29 protein-coding genes and 1 pseudogene are annotated in these 16,014 nt (G+C 66.1%); all 30 read left to right on the top strand.

Features of this window, described 5'->3' with window-relative positions:
* Nucleotides 1-21 precede the first annotated feature (21 nt).
* Nucleotides 22-522, top strand: a complete 501-nt coding sequence (locus tag QNO09_RS32595) for a hypothetical protein (RefSeq protein ID WP_283973839.1) — start codon at nucleotides 22-24, stop codon at nucleotides 520-522.
* 406 nt (nucleotides 523-928) lie between these two features.
* Nucleotides 929-1,237, top strand: a complete 309-nt coding sequence (rpsJ, locus tag QNO09_RS32590) for a 30S ribosomal protein S10 (RefSeq protein ID WP_003948644.1) — start codon at nucleotides 929-931, stop codon at nucleotides 1,235-1,237.
* Nucleotides 1,238-1,254: 17 nt separating this feature from the next.
* The gene (rplC, locus tag QNO09_RS32585) at nucleotides 1,255-1,899 is read left to right on the top strand and encodes a 50S ribosomal protein L3 (protein ID WP_102909540.1); all 645 of its coding nucleotides are present in this window, start codon (nucleotides 1,255-1,257) and stop codon (nucleotides 1,897-1,899) included.
* 5 nt (nucleotides 1,900-1,904) lie between these two features.
* The gene (gene rplD, locus QNO09_RS32580; protein WP_283973838.1) at nucleotides 1,905-2,561 is read left to right on the top strand and encodes a 50S ribosomal protein L4; all 657 of its coding nucleotides are present in this window, start codon (nucleotides 1,905-1,907) and stop codon (nucleotides 2,559-2,561) included.
* The gene (gene rplW, locus QNO09_RS32575) at nucleotides 2,561-2,980 is read left to right on the top strand and encodes a 50S ribosomal protein L23 (protein WP_283973837.1); all 420 of its coding nucleotides are present in this window, start codon (nucleotides 2,561-2,563) and stop codon (nucleotides 2,978-2,980) included. The genes rplD and rplW overlap by 1 nt, the downstream gene beginning before the upstream one ends.
* A gap of 40 nt (nucleotides 2,981-3,020) precedes the next feature.
* Nucleotides 3,021-3,857, top strand: coding sequence for a 50S ribosomal protein L2 (gene rplB, locus QNO09_RS32570; RefSeq protein ID WP_145867745.1), 837 nt, complete (start codon nucleotides 3,021-3,023; stop codon nucleotides 3,855-3,857).
* A 12-nt stretch (nucleotides 3,858-3,869) separates the two neighbouring features.
* Nucleotides 3,870-4,151 carry a 30S ribosomal protein S19 gene (rpsS, locus tag QNO09_RS32565; RefSeq protein WP_003992359.1) on the top strand — a complete coding sequence of 94 codons (282 nt, stop codon included), beginning with the start codon at nucleotides 3,870-3,872 and terminating at the stop codon, nucleotides 4,149-4,151.
* 42 nt (nucleotides 4,152-4,193) lie between these two features.
* The gene (gene rplV / locus QNO09_RS32560) at nucleotides 4,194-4,541 is read left to right on the top strand and encodes a 50S ribosomal protein L22 (protein WP_010036727.1); all 348 of its coding nucleotides are present in this window, start codon (nucleotides 4,194-4,196) and stop codon (nucleotides 4,539-4,541) included.
* The gene (gene rpsC / locus QNO09_RS32555; RefSeq protein WP_030860973.1) at nucleotides 4,541-5,368 is read left to right on the top strand and encodes a 30S ribosomal protein S3; all 828 of its coding nucleotides are present in this window, start codon (nucleotides 4,541-4,543) and stop codon (nucleotides 5,366-5,368) included. The genes rplV and rpsC overlap by 1 nt, the downstream gene beginning before the upstream one ends.
* A gap of 5 nt (nucleotides 5,369-5,373) precedes the next feature.
* Nucleotides 5,374-5,793 carry a 50S ribosomal protein L16 gene (gene rplP / locus QNO09_RS32550; protein WP_030839663.1) on the top strand — a complete coding sequence of 140 codons (420 nt, stop codon included), beginning with the start codon at nucleotides 5,374-5,376 and terminating at the stop codon, nucleotides 5,791-5,793.
* Complete coding sequence (gene rpmC / locus QNO09_RS32545; RefSeq protein WP_003974259.1) at nucleotides 5,793-6,017, top strand: 50S ribosomal protein L29; 225 nt, start codon at nucleotides 5,793-5,795, stop codon at nucleotides 6,015-6,017. Before rplP ends, rpmC begins: the two co-directional genes overlap by 1 nt.
* On the top strand, nucleotides 6,017-6,304 hold the full coding sequence (gene rpsQ / locus QNO09_RS32540; RefSeq protein ID WP_030839660.1) for a 30S ribosomal protein S17: 288 nt from the start codon (nucleotides 6,017-6,019) through the stop codon (nucleotides 6,302-6,304). The genes rpmC and rpsQ overlap by 1 nt, the downstream gene beginning before the upstream one ends.
* A gap of 104 nt (nucleotides 6,305-6,408) precedes the next feature.
* The gene (rplN, locus tag QNO09_RS32535; protein WP_003992364.1) at nucleotides 6,409-6,777 is read left to right on the top strand and encodes a 50S ribosomal protein L14; all 369 of its coding nucleotides are present in this window, start codon (nucleotides 6,409-6,411) and stop codon (nucleotides 6,775-6,777) included.
* 2 nt (nucleotides 6,778-6,779) lie between these two features.
* Nucleotides 6,780-7,103, top strand: coding sequence for a 50S ribosomal protein L24 (rplX, locus tag QNO09_RS32530; RefSeq protein ID WP_003992365.1), 324 nt, complete (start codon nucleotides 6,780-6,782; stop codon nucleotides 7,101-7,103).
* Nucleotides 7,103-7,660, top strand: a complete 558-nt coding sequence (gene rplE, locus QNO09_RS32525) for a 50S ribosomal protein L5 (RefSeq protein ID WP_283973836.1) — start codon at nucleotides 7,103-7,105, stop codon at nucleotides 7,658-7,660. The genes rplX and rplE overlap by 1 nt, the downstream gene beginning before the upstream one ends.
* 5 nt (nucleotides 7,661-7,665) lie before the next feature.
* The gene (locus QNO09_RS32520; RefSeq protein WP_003948630.1) at nucleotides 7,666-7,851 is read left to right on the top strand and encodes a type Z 30S ribosomal protein S14; all 186 of its coding nucleotides are present in this window, start codon (nucleotides 7,666-7,668) and stop codon (nucleotides 7,849-7,851) included.
* Between the two features lie 213 nt (nucleotides 7,852-8,064).
* The gene (gene rpsH / locus QNO09_RS32515; protein WP_030839654.1) at nucleotides 8,065-8,463 is read left to right on the top strand and encodes a 30S ribosomal protein S8; all 399 of its coding nucleotides are present in this window, start codon (nucleotides 8,065-8,067) and stop codon (nucleotides 8,461-8,463) included.
* 24 nt (nucleotides 8,464-8,487) lie between these two features.
* Nucleotides 8,488-9,027 (top strand): 50S ribosomal protein L6, encoded by a 540-nt coding sequence (gene rplF, locus QNO09_RS32510; protein ID WP_003992368.1) that lies wholly within the window; start codon nucleotides 8,488-8,490, stop codon nucleotides 9,025-9,027.
* A gap of 3 nt (nucleotides 9,028-9,030) precedes the next feature.
* Complete coding sequence (rplR, locus tag QNO09_RS32505; RefSeq protein ID WP_007494754.1) at nucleotides 9,031-9,414, top strand: 50S ribosomal protein L18; 384 nt, start codon at nucleotides 9,031-9,033, stop codon at nucleotides 9,412-9,414.
* A 66-nt stretch (nucleotides 9,415-9,480) separates the two neighbouring features.
* Nucleotides 9,481-10,089, top strand: coding sequence for a 30S ribosomal protein S5 (rpsE, locus tag QNO09_RS32500; RefSeq protein ID WP_007384078.1), 609 nt, complete (start codon nucleotides 9,481-9,483; stop codon nucleotides 10,087-10,089).
* Nucleotides 10,089-10,271 (top strand): 50S ribosomal protein L30, encoded by a 183-nt coding sequence (gene rpmD, locus QNO09_RS32495; RefSeq protein ID WP_005481207.1) that lies wholly within the window; start codon nucleotides 10,089-10,091, stop codon nucleotides 10,269-10,271. Before rpsE ends, rpmD begins: the two co-directional genes overlap by 1 nt.
* Nucleotides 10,272-10,273: 2 nt before the next feature.
* Nucleotides 10,274-10,729, top strand: coding sequence for a 50S ribosomal protein L15 (gene rplO, locus QNO09_RS32490; RefSeq protein WP_031141307.1), 456 nt, complete (start codon nucleotides 10,274-10,276; stop codon nucleotides 10,727-10,729).
* Between the two features lie 235 nt (nucleotides 10,730-10,964).
* Entirely contained in the window at nucleotides 10,965-12,278 is a 1,314-nt protein-coding gene (secY, locus tag QNO09_RS32485; protein WP_283973835.1) for a preprotein translocase subunit SecY, read from the top strand.
* Complete coding sequence (locus tag QNO09_RS32480; protein WP_266455466.1) at nucleotides 12,278-12,940, top strand: adenylate kinase; 663 nt, start codon at nucleotides 12,278-12,280, stop codon at nucleotides 12,938-12,940. The genes secY and QNO09_RS32480 overlap by 1 nt, the downstream gene beginning before the upstream one ends.
* Before the next feature lie 131 nt (nucleotides 12,941-13,071).
* Nucleotides 13,072-13,908, top strand: coding sequence for a type I methionyl aminopeptidase (gene map / locus QNO09_RS32475; protein ID WP_283973834.1), 837 nt, complete (start codon nucleotides 13,072-13,074; stop codon nucleotides 13,906-13,908).
* A 236-nt stretch (nucleotides 13,909-14,144) separates the two neighbouring features.
* A complete protein-coding gene (gene infA / locus QNO09_RS32470; protein WP_003948620.1) occupies nucleotides 14,145-14,366 on the top strand; it encodes a translation initiation factor IF-1 in 222 nt (73 codons plus the stop codon).
* Between the two features lie 64 nt (nucleotides 14,367-14,430).
* Nucleotides 14,431-14,544, top strand: a complete 114-nt coding sequence (rpmJ, locus tag QNO09_RS32465) for a 50S ribosomal protein L36 (RefSeq protein ID WP_003974245.1) — start codon at nucleotides 14,431-14,433, stop codon at nucleotides 14,542-14,544.
* Nucleotides 14,545-14,738: 194 nt separating this feature from the next.
* Entirely contained in the window at nucleotides 14,739-15,119 is a 381-nt protein-coding gene (gene rpsM / locus QNO09_RS32460) for a 30S ribosomal protein S13 (protein WP_003974244.1), read from the top strand.
* Nucleotides 15,120-15,183: 64 nt separating this feature from the next.
* Complete coding sequence (gene rpsK / locus QNO09_RS32455) at nucleotides 15,184-15,588, top strand: 30S ribosomal protein S11 (RefSeq protein ID WP_003956432.1); 405 nt, start codon at nucleotides 15,184-15,186, stop codon at nucleotides 15,586-15,588.
* Between the two features lie 255 nt (nucleotides 15,589-15,843).
* A pseudogene (locus QNO09_RS32450) lies at nucleotides 15,844-16,014 on the top strand (DNA-directed RNA polymerase subunit alpha); the annotation flags it as partial.

The following is a 16,014-nucleotide window of genomic DNA, read 5'->3' as shown; positions in this document are numbered from 1 at the left end:
ACACCACCGCGAGGCACTCTTATGGATCTCACCGGACACTCGACCGACTTCGTCGTGGACGCGTCGTTCCCCGAGGGCATGCGCCGTTTCGTTCGACTCGGCCGGCAGCGGTGGCCAGAGATGTTCCTGTACGGGGAACCGCTCCCGCCCGGCGTCCCGGCCGACTGGCGGTTGCCCGAACCGGAGAACGACGGCCTCTCGGGGATCGTCACCTTCAGCTCCGGCCAGGAGATGGAGGATTTCTGGGAGGAACACGGCTACGCCCTCGACGTCGAGGGGCAAGGTCCCTACGCCGTCTTCTACCGTCATCACGCGCAGCCTCTGCACGCGACGACGGTTTCCGGGGTCCATGCTTCCTCCCAGGAGAACGCGGCGGCCGTCGAAGGGACGGGCCTCCTGCTGTCCGAGTACTACGCCGTCAGCATCGTCACCCCGGAGGATCCGGACACGGACCCGTTCTCCAGGAGTGTTGTCAATGACTTCCTGGCGTCCTTCGGAGAGCCCACGGCCGCCCCGGTTTGACCTACGTCACCCCCGGGGTATTCTCCTCGGCTCGATTGGCGTCGGCCCTGCCCCATATGGCAGACTGTCCGAGTTGCTCGGTCGAGTGTTGATGCTGCGCGCCTCCCGCCGGGGGGACCGGAAGCGAGTCCCACAGTACTCGTCGCCCTAACTGCCACCACGGCAGCGCTGGGGCGGACGTACGGGAATCTTCCGGGAAGTGTCAGTGCGGCACCGACCAGGCACCCGGTGGCCTTCTAGGTCCCGGTCTGCGGTTCCGGAAGGGCCGTGCGCAATCCCTGGAGGGATGTTCGAACAAGGGGCATCTGTGTCAGCGGAAGAGCGACACGCCCGACCGCGTGGGTCGGAGAGAACGAAGTGAACACCGGGTTCCAGAGCGTTACGAGAGACAGGACTACTAGTAGCCATGGCGGGACAGAAGATCCGCATCCGGCTCAAGGCCTACGACCACGAGGTCATCGACTCTTCGGCGAAGAAGATCGTCGAGACGGTGACTCGCACTGGTGCGTCGGTCGCGGGCCCGGTGCCGCTGCCCACTGAGAAGAACGTGTACTGCGTCATCAAGTCGCCGCACAAGTACAAGGACTCGCGCGAGCACTTCGAGATGCGCACGCACAAGCGCCTGATCGACATCCTCGACCCGACCCCCAAGACCGTTGACTCTCTGATGCGACTCGACCTCCCGGCCGGTGTCGACATCGAGATCAAGCTCTGAGGCCGGTGATCTGAACGATGGCTAAGCAGATCAAGGGCATCCTGGGCGAGAAGCTCGGCATGACGCAGGTGTGGGACGCGAACAACCGTGTCGTCCCGGTCACCGTCGTCAAGGCCGGCCCCAACGTCGTCACCCAGGTCCGCACGAACGACACCGACGGCTACGAGTCCGTCCAGATCGCGTTCGGCGAGATCGACCCGCGCAAGGTGAACAAGCCCCTCAAGGGCCACTTCGCCAAGGCCGACGTCACTCCCCGCCGCCACCTCGTCGAGATCCGTACCGCTGACGCCAGCGAGTACACCCTCGGCCAGGAGATCACCGCTGAGGTGTTCGAGGCCGGCATCAAGGTCGACGTGACCGGCAAGAGCAAGGGCAAGGGCTTCGCCGGTGTCATGAAGCGTCACAACTTCAAGGGCCTCGGCGCCGGACACGGCACCCAGCGCAAGCACCGCTCTCCCGGCTCCATCGGTGGCTGTGCCACCCCGGGCCGTGTGTTCAAGGGCCTCCGCATGGCGGGTCGCATGGGCAACGAGCGGGTCACCACCCAGAACCTGACCGTTCACGCCGTTGACGCGGAGAAGGGCCTGCTCCTCATCAAGGGCGCGGTACCTGGTCCGAACGGCGGCCTCGTCCTGGTCCGCACCGCGGCCAAGGGGGCCTGAGGACTATGAGCACCATTGACATTCTGTCGCCCTCCGGCGACACCGCCGGGACCGTTGAGCTCCCGGCCGAGATCTTCGACGTAGAGAAGATCAGCATTCCGCTGCTTCACCAGGTCGTCGTCGCACAGCTGGCCGCTGCCCGTCAGGGCACGCACAAGGTCAAGCGTCGTGGCGAGGTCCGCGGTGGCGGTAGGAAGCCGTACCGCCAGAAGGGCACCGGCCGCGCCCGTCAGGGCTCGACCCGTGCGCCGCAGTTCGCCGGCGGTGGCGTCGTCCACGGCCCCACGCCGCGTGACTACTCGCAGCGGACCCCGAAGAAGATGAAGGCCGCGGCCCTGCGCCACGCCCTCACCGACCGGGCCCGCAACAACCGCATCCACGTCGTCTCCGGCGTCATCGAGGGCGAGAGCCCCTCGACGAAGGCCGCGAAGACCCTCTTCGGCAAGATCAGCGAGCGCAAGAACCTGCTCCTGGTCATCGACCGCGCCGACGAGGCCGCGTGGCTGTCCGCCCGCAACCTGCCCCAGGTCCACATCCTGGAGCCGGGCCAGCTGAACACGTACGACGTTCTCGTCTCGGACGACGTGGTCTTCACCAAGGCCGCCTTCGAGTCCTTCGTGTCCGGCCCGAAGGCCAATGACACCGAAGGGAGCGAGGTCTGATGGCTATCCGTCACCCCGCTATCGCCTCCAAGGCGGCGAAGAAGGCCAAGGCCGCGCGCGTCGCCAAGGCGCGCCGCCACGCCGCCGAGGGCAAGAACACCGTCGAGACCCCGCTGAGCAAGTCCTTCACGGACCCCCGTGACGTGCTGCTCAAGCCGGTCGTCTCCGAGAAGAGCTACGCGCTCCTCGACGAGGGCAAGTACACGTTCATCGTCGCCCCGAACGCCAACAAGACCCAGATCAAGCAGGCCGTGCAGTCGGTCTTCTCGGTCAAGGTCACCGGGGTCAACACGATCAACCGCCAGGGCAAGCGCAAGCGGACCCGCACGGGCTTCGGCCAGCGCGCGTCCACCAAGCGCGCGATCGTGACCCTCGCAGAGGGCGACCGTATCGACATCTTCGGCGGTCCGACCGCCTGAGGGCGGTCCGGATCGTCCGATATCGGACGAGGACTGAGAAATGGGAATCCGCAAGTACAAGCCGACTACGCCGGGCCGTCGTGGCTCGAGCGTCGCCGACTTCGTCGAGGTCACGCGGTCCACGCCGGAGAAGTCGTTGGTCCGCCCCCTGCACAGCAAGGGTGGCCGTAACAACTCCGGTCGTGTGACCGTCCGCCACCAGGGTGGTGGCCACAAGCGCGCCTACCGCGTGATCGACTTCCGTCGTCACGACAAGGACGGCGTGCCGGCGAAGGTCGCGCACATCGAGTACGACCCCAACCGCACCGCGCGCATCGCGCTGCTGCACTACGCCGACGGCGAGAAGCGCTACATCCTCGCCCCGCGCAACCTGCAGCAGGGTGACCGCGTCGAGAACGGTCCCGGGGCCGACATCAAGCCGGGCAACAACCTTGCCCTGCGCAACATCCCGGTCGGTACCACGCTGCACGCCATCGAGCTGCGTCCGGGCGGCGGCGCGAAGTTCGCCCGCTCCGCCGGCGCCTCCGTGCAGCTGCTCGCGAAGGAGGGCTCCATGGCCCACCTGCGCATGCCGTCCGGTGAGATCCGCCTGGTCGACGTGCGCTGCCGCGCCACCGTCGGTGAGGTGGGCAACGCCGAACAGAGCAACATCAACTGGGGTAAGGCGGGCCGTAAGCGCTGGCTGGGCGTTCGCCCGACCGTGCGTGGTGTGGTCATGAACCCGGTGGACCACCCGCACGGTGGTGGCGAGGGCCGTACCTCGGGTGGTCGTCACCCGGTGTCCCCGTGGGGCAAGAAGGAAGGCCGTACTCGTTCGCCCAAGAAGGCGTCGAACAAGTACATCGTCCGCCGCCGCAAGACGAACAAGAAGCGCTAAGGACGGGTTGAGATGCCTCGTAGCTTGAAGAAGGGGCCCTTCGTCGACGACCACCTGATCAAGAAGGTGGACGCCCAGAACGAAGCCGGCACCAAGAACGTCATCAAGACCTGGTCCCGTCGCTCGATGATCGTGCCGGCCATGCTCGGCCACACGCTCGCGGTGCACAACGGCAAGACCCACATTCCGGTGTTCGTCACCGAGTCGATGGTCGGCCACAAGCTCGGCGAGTTCTCGCCGACCCGCACCTTCCGGGGTCACGTCAAGGACGACCGGAAGTCGAAGCGCCGCTAAGCGCGGGGTGGAATGACCATGACAGACACTGGAAGGACAACCATGGAAGCCAGGGCCCAGGCGCGGTACATCCGCGTCACGCCCATGAAGGCCCGCCGCGTGGTGGACCTCATCCGTGGCCTCAACGCCACGGAGGCTCAGGCGGTCCTGCGTTTCGCCCCGCAGGCCGCGAGCGTGCCGGTCGGCAAGGTGCTGGACAGCGCCATCGCCAACGCCGCGCACAACTACGACCACACCGATGTCGACAGCCTCTACATCTCCGAGGCGTACGTCGACGAGGGCCCGACCCTGAAGCGGTTCCGTCCGCGCGCCCAGGGCCGTGCCTACCGGATCCGCAAGCGGACCAGCCACATCACCGTGGTCGTCAGCAGCAAGGAAGGAACCCGGTAATGGGCCAGAAGGTAAACCCGCACGGGTTCCGGCTCGGTGTCACGACCGACTTCAAGTCGCGTTGGTACGCCGACAAGCTGTACAAGGACTACGTCAAGGAAGACGTCGCCATCCGCCGGATGATGACGTCCGGCATGGAGCGCGCCGGCATCTCCAAGGTCGAGATCGAGCGCACCCGTGACCGTGTGCGTGTGGACATCCACACCGCTCGTCCGGGCATCGTCATCGGCCGCCGTGGCGCCGAGGCCGACCGCATCCGCGGTGACCTCGAGAAGCTCACGGGCAAGCAGGTCCAGCTGAACATCCTCGAGGTCAAGAGCCCCGAGACGGACGCTCAGCTGGTTGCCCAGGCCGTCGCCGAGCAGCTCTCCTCCCGCGTCTCCTTCCGTCGCGCCATGCGTAAGAGCATGCAGGGCACGATGAAGGCCGGCGCCAAGGGCATCAAGATCCAGTGCGGTGGCCGCCTCGGTGGCGCCGAGATGTCCCGCTCGGAGTTCTACCGCGAGGGCCGTGTGCCCCTGCACACGCTCCGCGCGAACGTGGACTACGGCTTCTTCGAGGCCAAGACGACCTTCGGCCGCATCGGCGTGAAGGTCTGGATCTACAAGGGCGACGTCAAGAACATCGCCGAGGTCCGCGCCGAGAACGCCGCCGCCCGTGCGGGTAACCGCCCGGCCCGTGGTGGCGCTGACCGCCCGGCCCGCGGTGGCCGTGGTGGCGAGCGTGGCGGGCGCGGTCGTAAGCCGCAGCAGGCTCCGGCTGCCGAGGCCCCCAAGGCCGACGCTCCCGCTGCCGCTCCGGCTGAGAGCACCGGAACGGAGGCCTGACCGACATGCTGATCCCCCGTAGGGTCAAGCACCGCAAGCAGCACCACCCCAAGCGCAGTGGTATGGCCAAGGGTGGTACTGAGGTCGCGTTCGGCGAGTACGGCATCCAGGCGCTGACCCCGGCGTATGTGACGAACCGTCAGATCGAGGCCGCTCGTATCGCCATGACCCGCCACATCAAGCGTGGCGGCAAGGTCTGGATCAACATCTATCCGGACCGCCCCCTCACCAAGAAGCCCGCCGAGACCCGCATGGGTTCCGGTAAGGGTTCTCCTGAGTGGTGGATCGCCAACGTCAAGCCCGGACGCGTGATGTTCGAGCTGTCGTACCCCAACGAGAAGATCGCGCGCGAGGCCCTGACCCGTGCGGCTCACAAGCTGCCGATGAAGTGCAAGATCGTCAAGCGCGAGGCAGGTGAAGCGTGATGTCGGCCGGTACCAAGGCGTCCGAGCTGCGCGAGCTGGGCAACGAGGAGCTCCTTGCCAAGCTCCGCGAGGCCAAGGAAGAGCTGTTCAACCTCCGCTTCCAGGCGGCGACGGGTCAGCTCGAGAACCACGGTCGGCTCAAGGCCGTCCGCAAGGACATCGCGCGGATCTACACCCTGATGCGTGAGCGCGAGCTGGGCATCGAGACGGTGGAGAGCGCCTGATGAGCGAGAGCAACGTGACTGAAGAGACCAAGACGGACCGCGGTTTCCGCAAGACCCGCGAGGGTCTGGTCGTCAGCGACAAGATGGACAAGACCGTCGTCGTCGCCGTCGAGGACCGCGTCAAGCACGCGCTGTACGGCAAGGTCATCCGCCGTACGAGCAAGCTCAAGGCCCACGACGAGCAGAACGCCGCGGGTGTCGGCGACCGTGTCCTCCTCATGGAGACCCGGCCGCTGTCCGCGACCAAGCGCTGGCGCGTCGTCGAGATCCTCGAGAAGGCCAAGTAATCCCTCCTAGGGGGACCCCCTAGGCATCGTTCCGCCAGGCTCGGGGCGAAGCGTGAGTCCTTCGCGCTCCGCCCCGGGAACCGGCAGACAATCAGGAGATAGACGTGATCCAGCAGGAGTCGCGACTGCGTGTCGCCGACAACACTGGTGCGAAGGAGATCCTTTGCATCCGTGTGCTCGGTGGCTCCGGTCGCCGCTACGCGGGTATCGGTGACGTCATCGTCGCCACCGTCAAGGACGCGATCCCCGGTGGCAACGTGAAGAAGGGTGACGTCATCAAGGCGGTCATCGTTCGCACCGTCAAGGAGCGCCGCCGTCCGGACGGCTCGTACATCCGCTTCGACGAGAACGCCGCCGTCATCCTCAAGAACGACGGCGACCCTCGTGGCACCCGTATCTTCGGCCCGGTCGGCCGGGAGCTGCGCGAGAAGAAGTTCATGAAGATCATCTCGCTCGCGCCGGAGGTGCTGTAAGCATGAAGATCAAGAAGGGCGACCTGGTCCAGGTCATCACCGGTAAGGACAAGGGCAAGCAGGGCAAGGTCATCGCGGCCTTCCCCCGTGAGGACCGCGTCCTGGTCGAGGGTGTCAACCGGGTCAAGAAGCACACCAAGGCCGGTCCGACGGCTCGCGGTTCGCAGGCCGGCGGCATCGTCACCACCGAGGCGCCGATCCACGTCTCCAACGTCCAGCTGGTCGTGGAGAAGGACGGCAACAAGGTCGTGACCCGCGTCGGTTACCGCTTCGACGACGAAGGCAACAAGATCCGCGTTGCCAAGCGGACGGGTGAGGACATCTGATGGCTACCACCACCACTCCGCGTCTGAAGCAGAAGTACCGCGACGAGATCACGGGCAAGCTGCGCGACGAGTTCAAGTACGAGAACGTCATGCAGATCCCCGGTCTCGTCAAGATCGTGGTCAACATGGGTGTGGGCGACGCCGCCCGCGACTCCAAGCTGATCGAGGGCGCCATCCGCGACCTCACCACGATCACCGGTCAGAAGCCGGCCGTCACCAAGGCTCGCAAGTCCATCGCGCAGTTCAAGCTGCGTGAGGGCCAGCCGATCGGTGCCCACGTCACGCTCCGTGGCGACCGCATGTGGGAGTTCCTGGACCGCACCCTGTCGCTCGCGCTGCCGCGCATCCGCGACTTCCGCGGCCTGTCCCCCAAGCAGTTCGACGGCCGTGGCAACTACACCTTCGGTCTCACGGAGCAGGTCATGTTCCACGAGATCGACCAGGACAAGATCGACCGCACCCGGGGTATGGACATCACCGTGGTGACCACGGCGACCAACGACGCTGAGGGCCGCGCGCTCCTTCGTCACCTCGGCTTCCCCTTCAAGGAGGCGTGAGCGAGATGGCGAAGAAGGCTCTGATCGCTAAGGCTGCTCGCAAGCCCAAGTTCGGTGTGCGTGGCTACACCCGCTGCCAGCGCTGCGGCCGCCCGCACTCCGTGTACCGCAAGTTCGGCCTGTGCCGCGTGTGCCTTCGTGAGATGGCTCACCGCGGCGAGCTGCCGGGCGTGACCAAGAGCTCCTGGTAATCCCCCTTTTAAGGGATTTGCAGGACTCTCGGTAAGCATCCGGGGCGGCAGGACGCCCAGCCCACATGCCTTAGGCTTGTGGGGTTGGGCGTCTGCCGCCGCCCTTACGACTTACTACGCCGTAGGTCCACCGCGCCGCACCCGTCCCGTCTCGGATCGGGGAGAGGGATGGCGCACCAGGAAACCCCGGCGAGAGAGGCCACAGGCCAATTCATGACCATGACTGATCCGATCGCAGACATGCTGACGCGTCTGCGGAACGCGAACTCGGCGTACCACGACTCCGTGACGATGCCGGCGTCCAAGATCAAGTCGCACATCGCGGAGATCCTCCAGCAGGAGGGCTTCATCACGGGCTGGAAGGTCGAGGACGCCGAGGTCGGCAAGAACCTCGTCCTGGAGCTGAAGTTCGGCCCCAACCGTGAGCGCTCCATCGCGGGCATCAAGCGGATCTCGAAGCCCGGTCTCCGGGTGTACGCGAAGTCCACCAATCTGCCGAAGGTTCTGGGCGGCCTGGGCGTGGCGATCATCTCCACGTCCCACGGGCTCCTGACCGACAAGCAGGCGCAGAAGAAGGGCGTGGGTGGGGAAGTCCTCGCCTACGTCTGGTAATTCGGGAACGGAGGAGAGACAGCAATGTCGCGTATCGGCAAGCTCCCCATCCCGGTTCCCGCCGGCGTGGACGTCACCATCGACGGCCGTACGGTCGCGGTCAAGGGCCCCAAGGGCGAACTGACCCACACCGTCATCGCGCCGATCGACATCGCGAAGGCCGAGGACGGCACCCTTCAGGTGCTGCGGCCCAACGACGAGCGGCAGAGCAAGGCCCTGCACGGCCTGTCCCGCACGCTGGTGGCGAACATGATCACCGGTGTGACCCAGGGATACGTCAAGAAGCTCGAAATCAGCGGTGTCGGTTACCGTGTCGTGGCCAAGGGCTCCAACCTGGAGTTCTCCCTCGGCTACAGCCACCCGATCCTGGTCGAGGCCCCCGAGGGCATCACCTTCAAGGTGGAGTCCCCGACCCGTTTCTCGGTCGAGGGCATCGACAAGCAGAAGGTCGGCGAGGTCGCGGCCAACATCCGCAAGCTCCGCAAGCCCGACCCGTACAAGGCCAAGGGCGTCAAGTACGAGGGCGAAGTCATCCGCCGCAAGGTCGGAAAGGCGGGTAAGTAAGCCATGGCATACGGACAGAAGATCCTTAAGGGCGACGCCTACAAGCGCGCCGCGATCAAGCGCCGCCACATCCGGATCCGTAAGCACATCAACGGTACGGCGGAGCGTCCGCGTCTGGTCGTTACCCGCTCGAACCGCCACATCGTGGCCCAGGTGATCGACGACATCAAGGGGCACACCCTTGCGTCGGCGTCCACCCTGGACACCTCGATCCGCGGTGGCGAGGGCGACAAGTCCGCGCAGGCCAAGCAGGTCGGCGCCCTGGTCGCCGAGCGCGCCAAGGCCGCCGGTGTCGAGGCCGTCGTGTTCGACCGTGGTGGTAACCAGTACGCGGGGCGCATCGCCGCCCTGGCGGACGCCGCCCGCGAGGCCGGACTCAAGTTCTGAGTCGCCCGTCGCGTCAGCGACAAAACGTTGGCGCGTAGCTAGCGGAAACAGAGAGAGGTAATTCCAATGGCTGGACCCCAGCGCCGCGGTGGCGGTGCCGGTGGCGGCGAGCGGCGGGACCGGAAGGGCCGTGACGGCGGCGCAGCTGCCGCCGAGAAGACCGCTTACGTTGAGCGCGTCGTCGCGATCAACCGCGTCGCCAAGGTTGTGAAGGGTGGTCGTCGCTTCAGCTTCACCGCGCTGGTCGTGGTGGGCGACGGTGACGGCACCGTGGGTGTCGGATACGGCAAGGCCAAGGAGGTGCCGGCCGCCATCGCCAAGGGTGTTGAGGAGGCCAAGAAGCACTTCTTCAAGGTCCCCCGCATCCAGGGCACCATCCCGCACCCGATCACGGGCGAGAAGGCCGCGGGCGTCGTCCTGCTCAAGCCTGCTTCCCCCGGTACCGGCGTTATCGCCGGTGGTCCGGTGCGTGCCGTGCTCGAGTGCGCCGGTGTGCACGACATCCTGTCGAAGTCGCTCGGTTCGTCGAACGCGATCAACATCGTGCACGCGACCGTGGCGGCCCTGAAGGGTCTGCAGCGTCCCGAGGAGATCGCGGCCCGCCGTGGTCTGCCGCTCGAGGACGTCGCTCCCGCGGCTCTGCTGCGTGCGCGTGCCGGGGCTGGTGCTGCGTAATGGCTCAGCTCAAGATCACGCAGACGAAGTCGTACATCGGCAGCAAGCAGAACCACCGTGACACCCTGCGTTCCCTTGGTCTCAAGGGCATCAACACGCAGGTCGTCAAGGAGGACCGCCCCGAGTTCCGCGGCATGGTGCACACCGTCCGCCACCTCGTGACGGTCGAGGAGGTCGACTGATCATGGCGGAGAACAACCCGCTCAAGATCCACAACCTCCGTCCCGCCCCGGGCGCCAAGACCGCCAAGACCCGTGTGGGTCGTGGTGAGGCGTCGAAGGGTAAGACGGCTGGTCGTGGTACCAAGGGCACGAAGGCCCGTTACCAGGTTCCGGAGCGCTTCGAGGGTGGCCAGATGCCCCTCCACATGCGTCTCCCGAAGCTGAAGGGCTTCAAGAACCCGTTCAAGACCGAGTTCCAGGTCGTGAACCTCGACAAGCTGGCCGCGCTCTACCCCGAGGGTGGCGAGGTCACCGTCGAGGGTCTGGTGGCCAAGGGTGCCGTTCGCAAGAACAGCCTCGTCAAGGTCCTCGGCCAGGGCGAGATCTCCGTGGCGCTGCAGGTGACGGTCGACGCCGTCTCCGGCTCCGCCAAGGAGAAGATCACCGCCGCCGGCGGTTCCGTCACCGAGCTCGTCTGAACACCACAGGCATCTCGATGACCTGAGCGATCCCGGCCGGGGATACTCCACATATGGGGTATCCCCGGTTGGTCGTTCCTAGGGCGGCAGTCTCGCCGGTAAGGTGGCCTGCACTGCCCTCTTTTCACGGGGTGCTTCACTTCGGGCACTCTGAGCGGCAGTTGACCGTTACCTATTCGTCGAACCTCAAGACCGTCACCCTTGACGCAGTTGCGCGGGGGTCGCAGGAGGCACCGTGCTCACCGCGTTCGCCCGGGCGTTCAAGACGCCCGACCTGCGCAAGAAGCTGCTCTTCACGCTCGGCATCATCGTGGTCTTCCGGGTCGGTACACACATCCCGATCCCAGGCGTCGACTACCGGAACGTCCAGACCTGTATCGACAACGCCCAGGCCAACCAGGGTCTCTTCGGCCTGGTCAACATGTTCAGCGGTGGCGCGCTGCTGCAGATCACGATCTTCGCCCTGGGCATCATGCCGTACATCACGGCGAGCATCATTCTGCAGTTGCTGACCGTGGTGATCCCGCGTCTGGAAGCCCTCAAGAAAGAGGGCCAGGCCGGTACGGCGAAGATCACGCAGTACACGCGTTACCTGACGATCGCCCTCGCCATCCTCCAGGGCACCGGCCTCGTCGCCACCGCCCGCAGCGGTGCCCTGTTCTCGGGCTGCCCGGTGGCCAGCCAGATCGTGCCGGACCAGTCGGTCTTCGTCACCATCACCATGGTCATCACGATGACCGCCGGTACGGCGGCCGTGATGTGGCTCGGTGAGCTCATCACCGACCGCGGTATCGGCAACGGCATGTCGATCCTGATGTTCATCTCGATCGCCGCCACCTTCCCGTCCGCCCTGTGGGCCATCAAGGAGCAGGGCTCCCTGGCCGACGGCTGGATCGAGTTCGGCACGGTCGTCCTGGTCGGCCTCGTCGTGATCGGCTTGGTGGTCTTCGTCGAGCAGGCTCAGCGCCGGATTCCCGTCCAGTACGCGAAGCGCATGATCGGCCGCCGGTCCTACGGGGGTACCTCGACGTACATCCCGCTGAAGGTCAACCAGGCCGGCATCATCCCGGTGATCTTCGCGTCATCGCTGCTCTACATCCCGGCGCTGATCGCACAGTTCGCCGGAGGCAACTCCGGCTGGAAGATCTGGATCGAGAAGAACCTCGCGCTGCCGGACGCCCCGATGCACATGGTCCTCTACTTCCTCCTGATCATCTTCTTCGCCTTCTTCTACGTGGCCATCTCGTTCAACCCCGAGGAAGTCGCGGACAACATGAAGAAGTATGGTGGCTTCATCCCGGGCATCCGGGCTGGCCGACCGACCGCTGAGTACCTGTCGTACGTGCTCAACCGGATCACCTGGCCGGGTTCGCTGTACTTGGGGCTGATCGCTCTTGTGCCAACGATGGCGTTGGCCGGTTTCGGGGCAAACCAGAACTTCCCCTTCGGCGGGACGAGCATCCTGATCATCGTGGGTGTCGGTCTCGAGACGGTGAAGCAGATCGAGAGCCAGCTCCAGCAGCGCAATTACGAAGGGTTCCTCCGCTGATGCGTATCGTCCTCGTCGGGCCGCCGGGCGCCGGTAAGGGAACGCAGGCCGCGTTCCTGGCCAAGAACCTGTCGATCCCGCACATCTCCACGGGCGACCTGTTCCGGGCCAACATCAGTCGGCAGACGGAACTCGGCAAACTGGCGAAGTCCTACATGGACGCGGGCAACCTGGTGCCCGACGAGGTCACCATCGCCATGGCGAAGGACCGCATGGAGCAGCCGGACGCCGAGAACGGTTTCCTGCTGGACGGCTTCCCCCGCAACGTGTCGCAGGCCGAGGCGCTCGACGAGCTCCTCGAGACCGAGAGCATGCAGCTCGACGCGGTGCTGGACCTGGAGGTCCCCGAGGACGAGGTCGTCAAGCGGATCGCCGGCCGCCGCATCTGCCGCAACGACTCCTCGCACGTCTTCCACGTGACGTACAAGCAGCCGGCCAAGGACGGCGTCTGCGACGTCTGCGGCGGCGAGCTGTACCAGCGGGACGACGACTCCGAGGAGACCGTGCGGACGCGGCTGGAGGTCTACCACACCCAGACCGAGCCGATCATCGACTACTACAAGGCCCAGGGCCTGGTGGTCACGATCTCGGCGCTCGGCAAGGTGGAGGACGTCACGACGCGTGCCATGGAGGCGCTCAAGCGTGGCGAGGACGACAAGTAGTCGTCCGTACGCAGCTACGGCCGCGGTTCCCCTCGGGGGCCGCGGCTGCTGTGTGGGCGGGGTCGGGTGCACGGCCCCGTATCGTTGAAGGCGTCCGCAGTCGCCGAAGGTCCAGAAAGGCCGTAGCTCCCATGGTGCAGATCAAGACCCCCGAGCAGATCGCCAAGATGCGTGAGGCGGGGCTGGTGGTCGCAGCCATTCACGCGGCGACCCGTGAGGCCGCCGTGCCCGGGGCCACGACGAAGGATCTGGACCAGGTCGCGCGCAAGGTGCTCGCCGAGCACAACGCCAAGCCGAACTTCCTCGGCTACGGCGGCTTCCCCGCGACCATCTGCACCTCGGTCAACGAGGTCGTCGTCCACGGAATCCCCTCCGACGACGTCGTCCTCAAGGACGGGGACGTCATCTCCATCGACTGCGGCGCGATCATCGACGGCTGGCACGGCGACGCGGCCTACACGGCCTTCGTGGGCTCCGGTCACGCTCCGGAGCTCGTCGAGCTCTCCCGGGTGACCGAGGAGTCGATGTGGGCCGGCATCGCCGCCATGAAGCAGGGCAACCGCCTGGTCGACGTCTCCCGGGCCATCGAGACCTACATCCGCCGCCAGCCCAAGCCCGGCGGCGGCAAGTACGGGATCATCGAGGACTACGGCGGCCACGGCATCGGCACCGAGATGCACATGGACCCGCACCTGCTGAACTACGTCGACCGGCGGCGCGGCAAGGGCCCGAAGCTGGTGCCCGGCTTCTGCCTCGCGATCGAGCCGATGGTGTCCCTGGGGACGCCGAAGACGGAGGTCCTCCAGGACGACTGGACCGTCATCACGACGGACGGCACCTGGTCCTCCCACTGGGAGCACTCCGTCGCGCTGACGGAGGAGGGCCCGCTGGTGCTGACGTGTCCCGACGGGGGCAAGGCGAAGCTCGCCGAGCTGGGAATCGCCGCCGCGCCCGATCCGCTGGGCTGAGCACCGTCTGCGGCTGCGGGCCCGTAGGGGCTGTCCGCGCCCATGCGGTGGAGCCGCGTGTCGAACAGCCTCGCGTCCCTTCGGGGCGCGCTTAAGGATCTGTGGCACGGGGCAGGATCTCTCGATTCGTGTTTCCGAGGGCCCTGTCGTAGACTGACTCGTCGGCTCTTGTGTACCCGCATGCCTGCATGCGCCAGCACAGAGTCGATCAAGGTAGTCGATTCGAAGGGCGAAGCGTGGCCAAGAAGCAAGGTGCCATCGAGATCGAGGGCACTGTCGTCGAGTCTCTTCCGAACGCCATGTTCAAGGTCGAGCTCCAGAACGGCCACCAGGTCCTGGCACACATCAGCGGCAAGATGCGCATGCACTACATCCGCATCCTCCCTGACGACCGGGTCGTGGTGGAGCTGTCTCCGTACGACCTGACGCGTGGCCGGATCGTCTACCGCTACAAGTAGATCTTGCCTGTGTCCCACCGCCGCGTGCGGTGGGACTGCCGGCACTGACCCGGAGAACCTCACCATGAAGGTCAAGCCGAGCGTCAAGAAGATCTGCGACAAGTGCAGGGTGATCCGCCGTCACGGCCGGGTCATGGTCATCTGCGACAACCCGCGCCACAAGCAGCGCCAGGGCTGACGCACGACCGATCCCTCTGCATTCATCGCAGGGTTTCGCGCGACGCAAGCTGAATTTGTTCATACGCAGGACCCAGGGGAACGAGCGTTCGCCTGACACCCCCGGTTCGGAGGCTGGGGACCCAGTTCGTACCTGGTACGGCGGCTGGGAGTCGGTTCTGCGGAAGACCTCCGACAAGCAACTGGAGCCATTGAATGGCACGCGTTTCCGGTGTTGACATCCCGCGCGAAAAGCGCGTGGAGATCGCCCTCACCTACGTGTTCGGCATCGGCCGGACTCTCTCCCAGCAGACGCTGGCCGCCACCGGCGTGGACCCGAACACCCGTGTTCGGGACCTCTCCGAGGAGCAGCTGGTCGCGATCCGCGAGTACGTCGACAACAACATCAAGACCGAGGGTGACCTCCGCCGCGAGGTCCAGGCCGACATCCGCCGCAAGGTCGAGATCGGTACCTACCAGGGTCTCCGTCACCGTCGTGGTCTGCCCGTCCGCGGTCAGCGCACCAGCACCAACGCTCGTACCCGCAAGGGCCCGCGTCGCGCCATCGCCGGCAAGAAGAAGCCGGGCAAGAAGTAGTCCACAGCGGACGCCTGTCCACGGTCTTCGCTGTAGGACCGACCACCTCCCGTAGGAGTTATAGATGCCCCCCAAGGGTCGTCAGGGCGCTGCCAAGAAGGTGCGCCGCAAGGAAAAGAAGAACGTCGCTCACGGCCACGCGCACATCAAGAGCACGTTCAACAACACGATCGTCTCGATCACGGACCCGTCCGGTAACGTGATCTCCTGGGCCTCCGCCGGCCACGTCGGCTTCAAGGGCTCCCGGAAGTCCACGCCGTTCGCCGCGCAGATGGCCGCCGAGTCGGCTGCCCGCCGCGCCCAGGAGCACGGCATGCGCAAGGTCGACGTCTTCGTCAAGGGCCCGGGCTCCGGTCGTGAGACCGCGATCCGCTCCCTCCAGGCGACCGGCCTCGAGGTCGGCTCGATCCAGGACGTCACGCCGACCCCGCACAACGGCTGCCGCCCGCCGAAGCGCCGCCGCGTCTGACGCATCGGCTCAGCCGGTCGGCATCCTGCTGGGGGTGCGGGGGTCGCCCCCCGCAATGTCGCAGCACGGCTGCCGCCCGCCGAAGCGCCGCCGCGTCTGACGCGACGCCTTCGGGTTCACGGTCTTCGGGCGGTACGGCTCCGTAAAGGGGCCGTATCGCCCGTACCCTTGCAGTACCCGTCCCTTTTGTGCCGGGGACGGCTCACGTCGGGTGTCAAATAGCGGGCGCCCACGACTGAAGGATCTGATCCACACATGCTGATTGCTCAGCGTCCCTCGTTGACCGAAGAGGTCGTCGACGAGTTCCGCTCCCGGTTCGTGATCGAGCCGCTGGAGCCGGGCTTCGGTTACACCCTCGGCAATTCCCTGCGCCGTACGCTCCTGTCCTCGATCCCGGGTGCGGCGGTCACGTCCGTCCGTATCGAC

This window comes from Streptomyces sp. 378, from assembly GCF_030124145.1.
In the GTDB taxonomy this organism is placed as follows: Bacteria; Actinomycetota; Actinomycetes; order Streptomycetales; family Streptomycetaceae; genus Streptomyces.
Note: the sequence above shows the minus strand (reverse complement) of the source record. Positions and strands in the feature narration are given on the sequence as shown.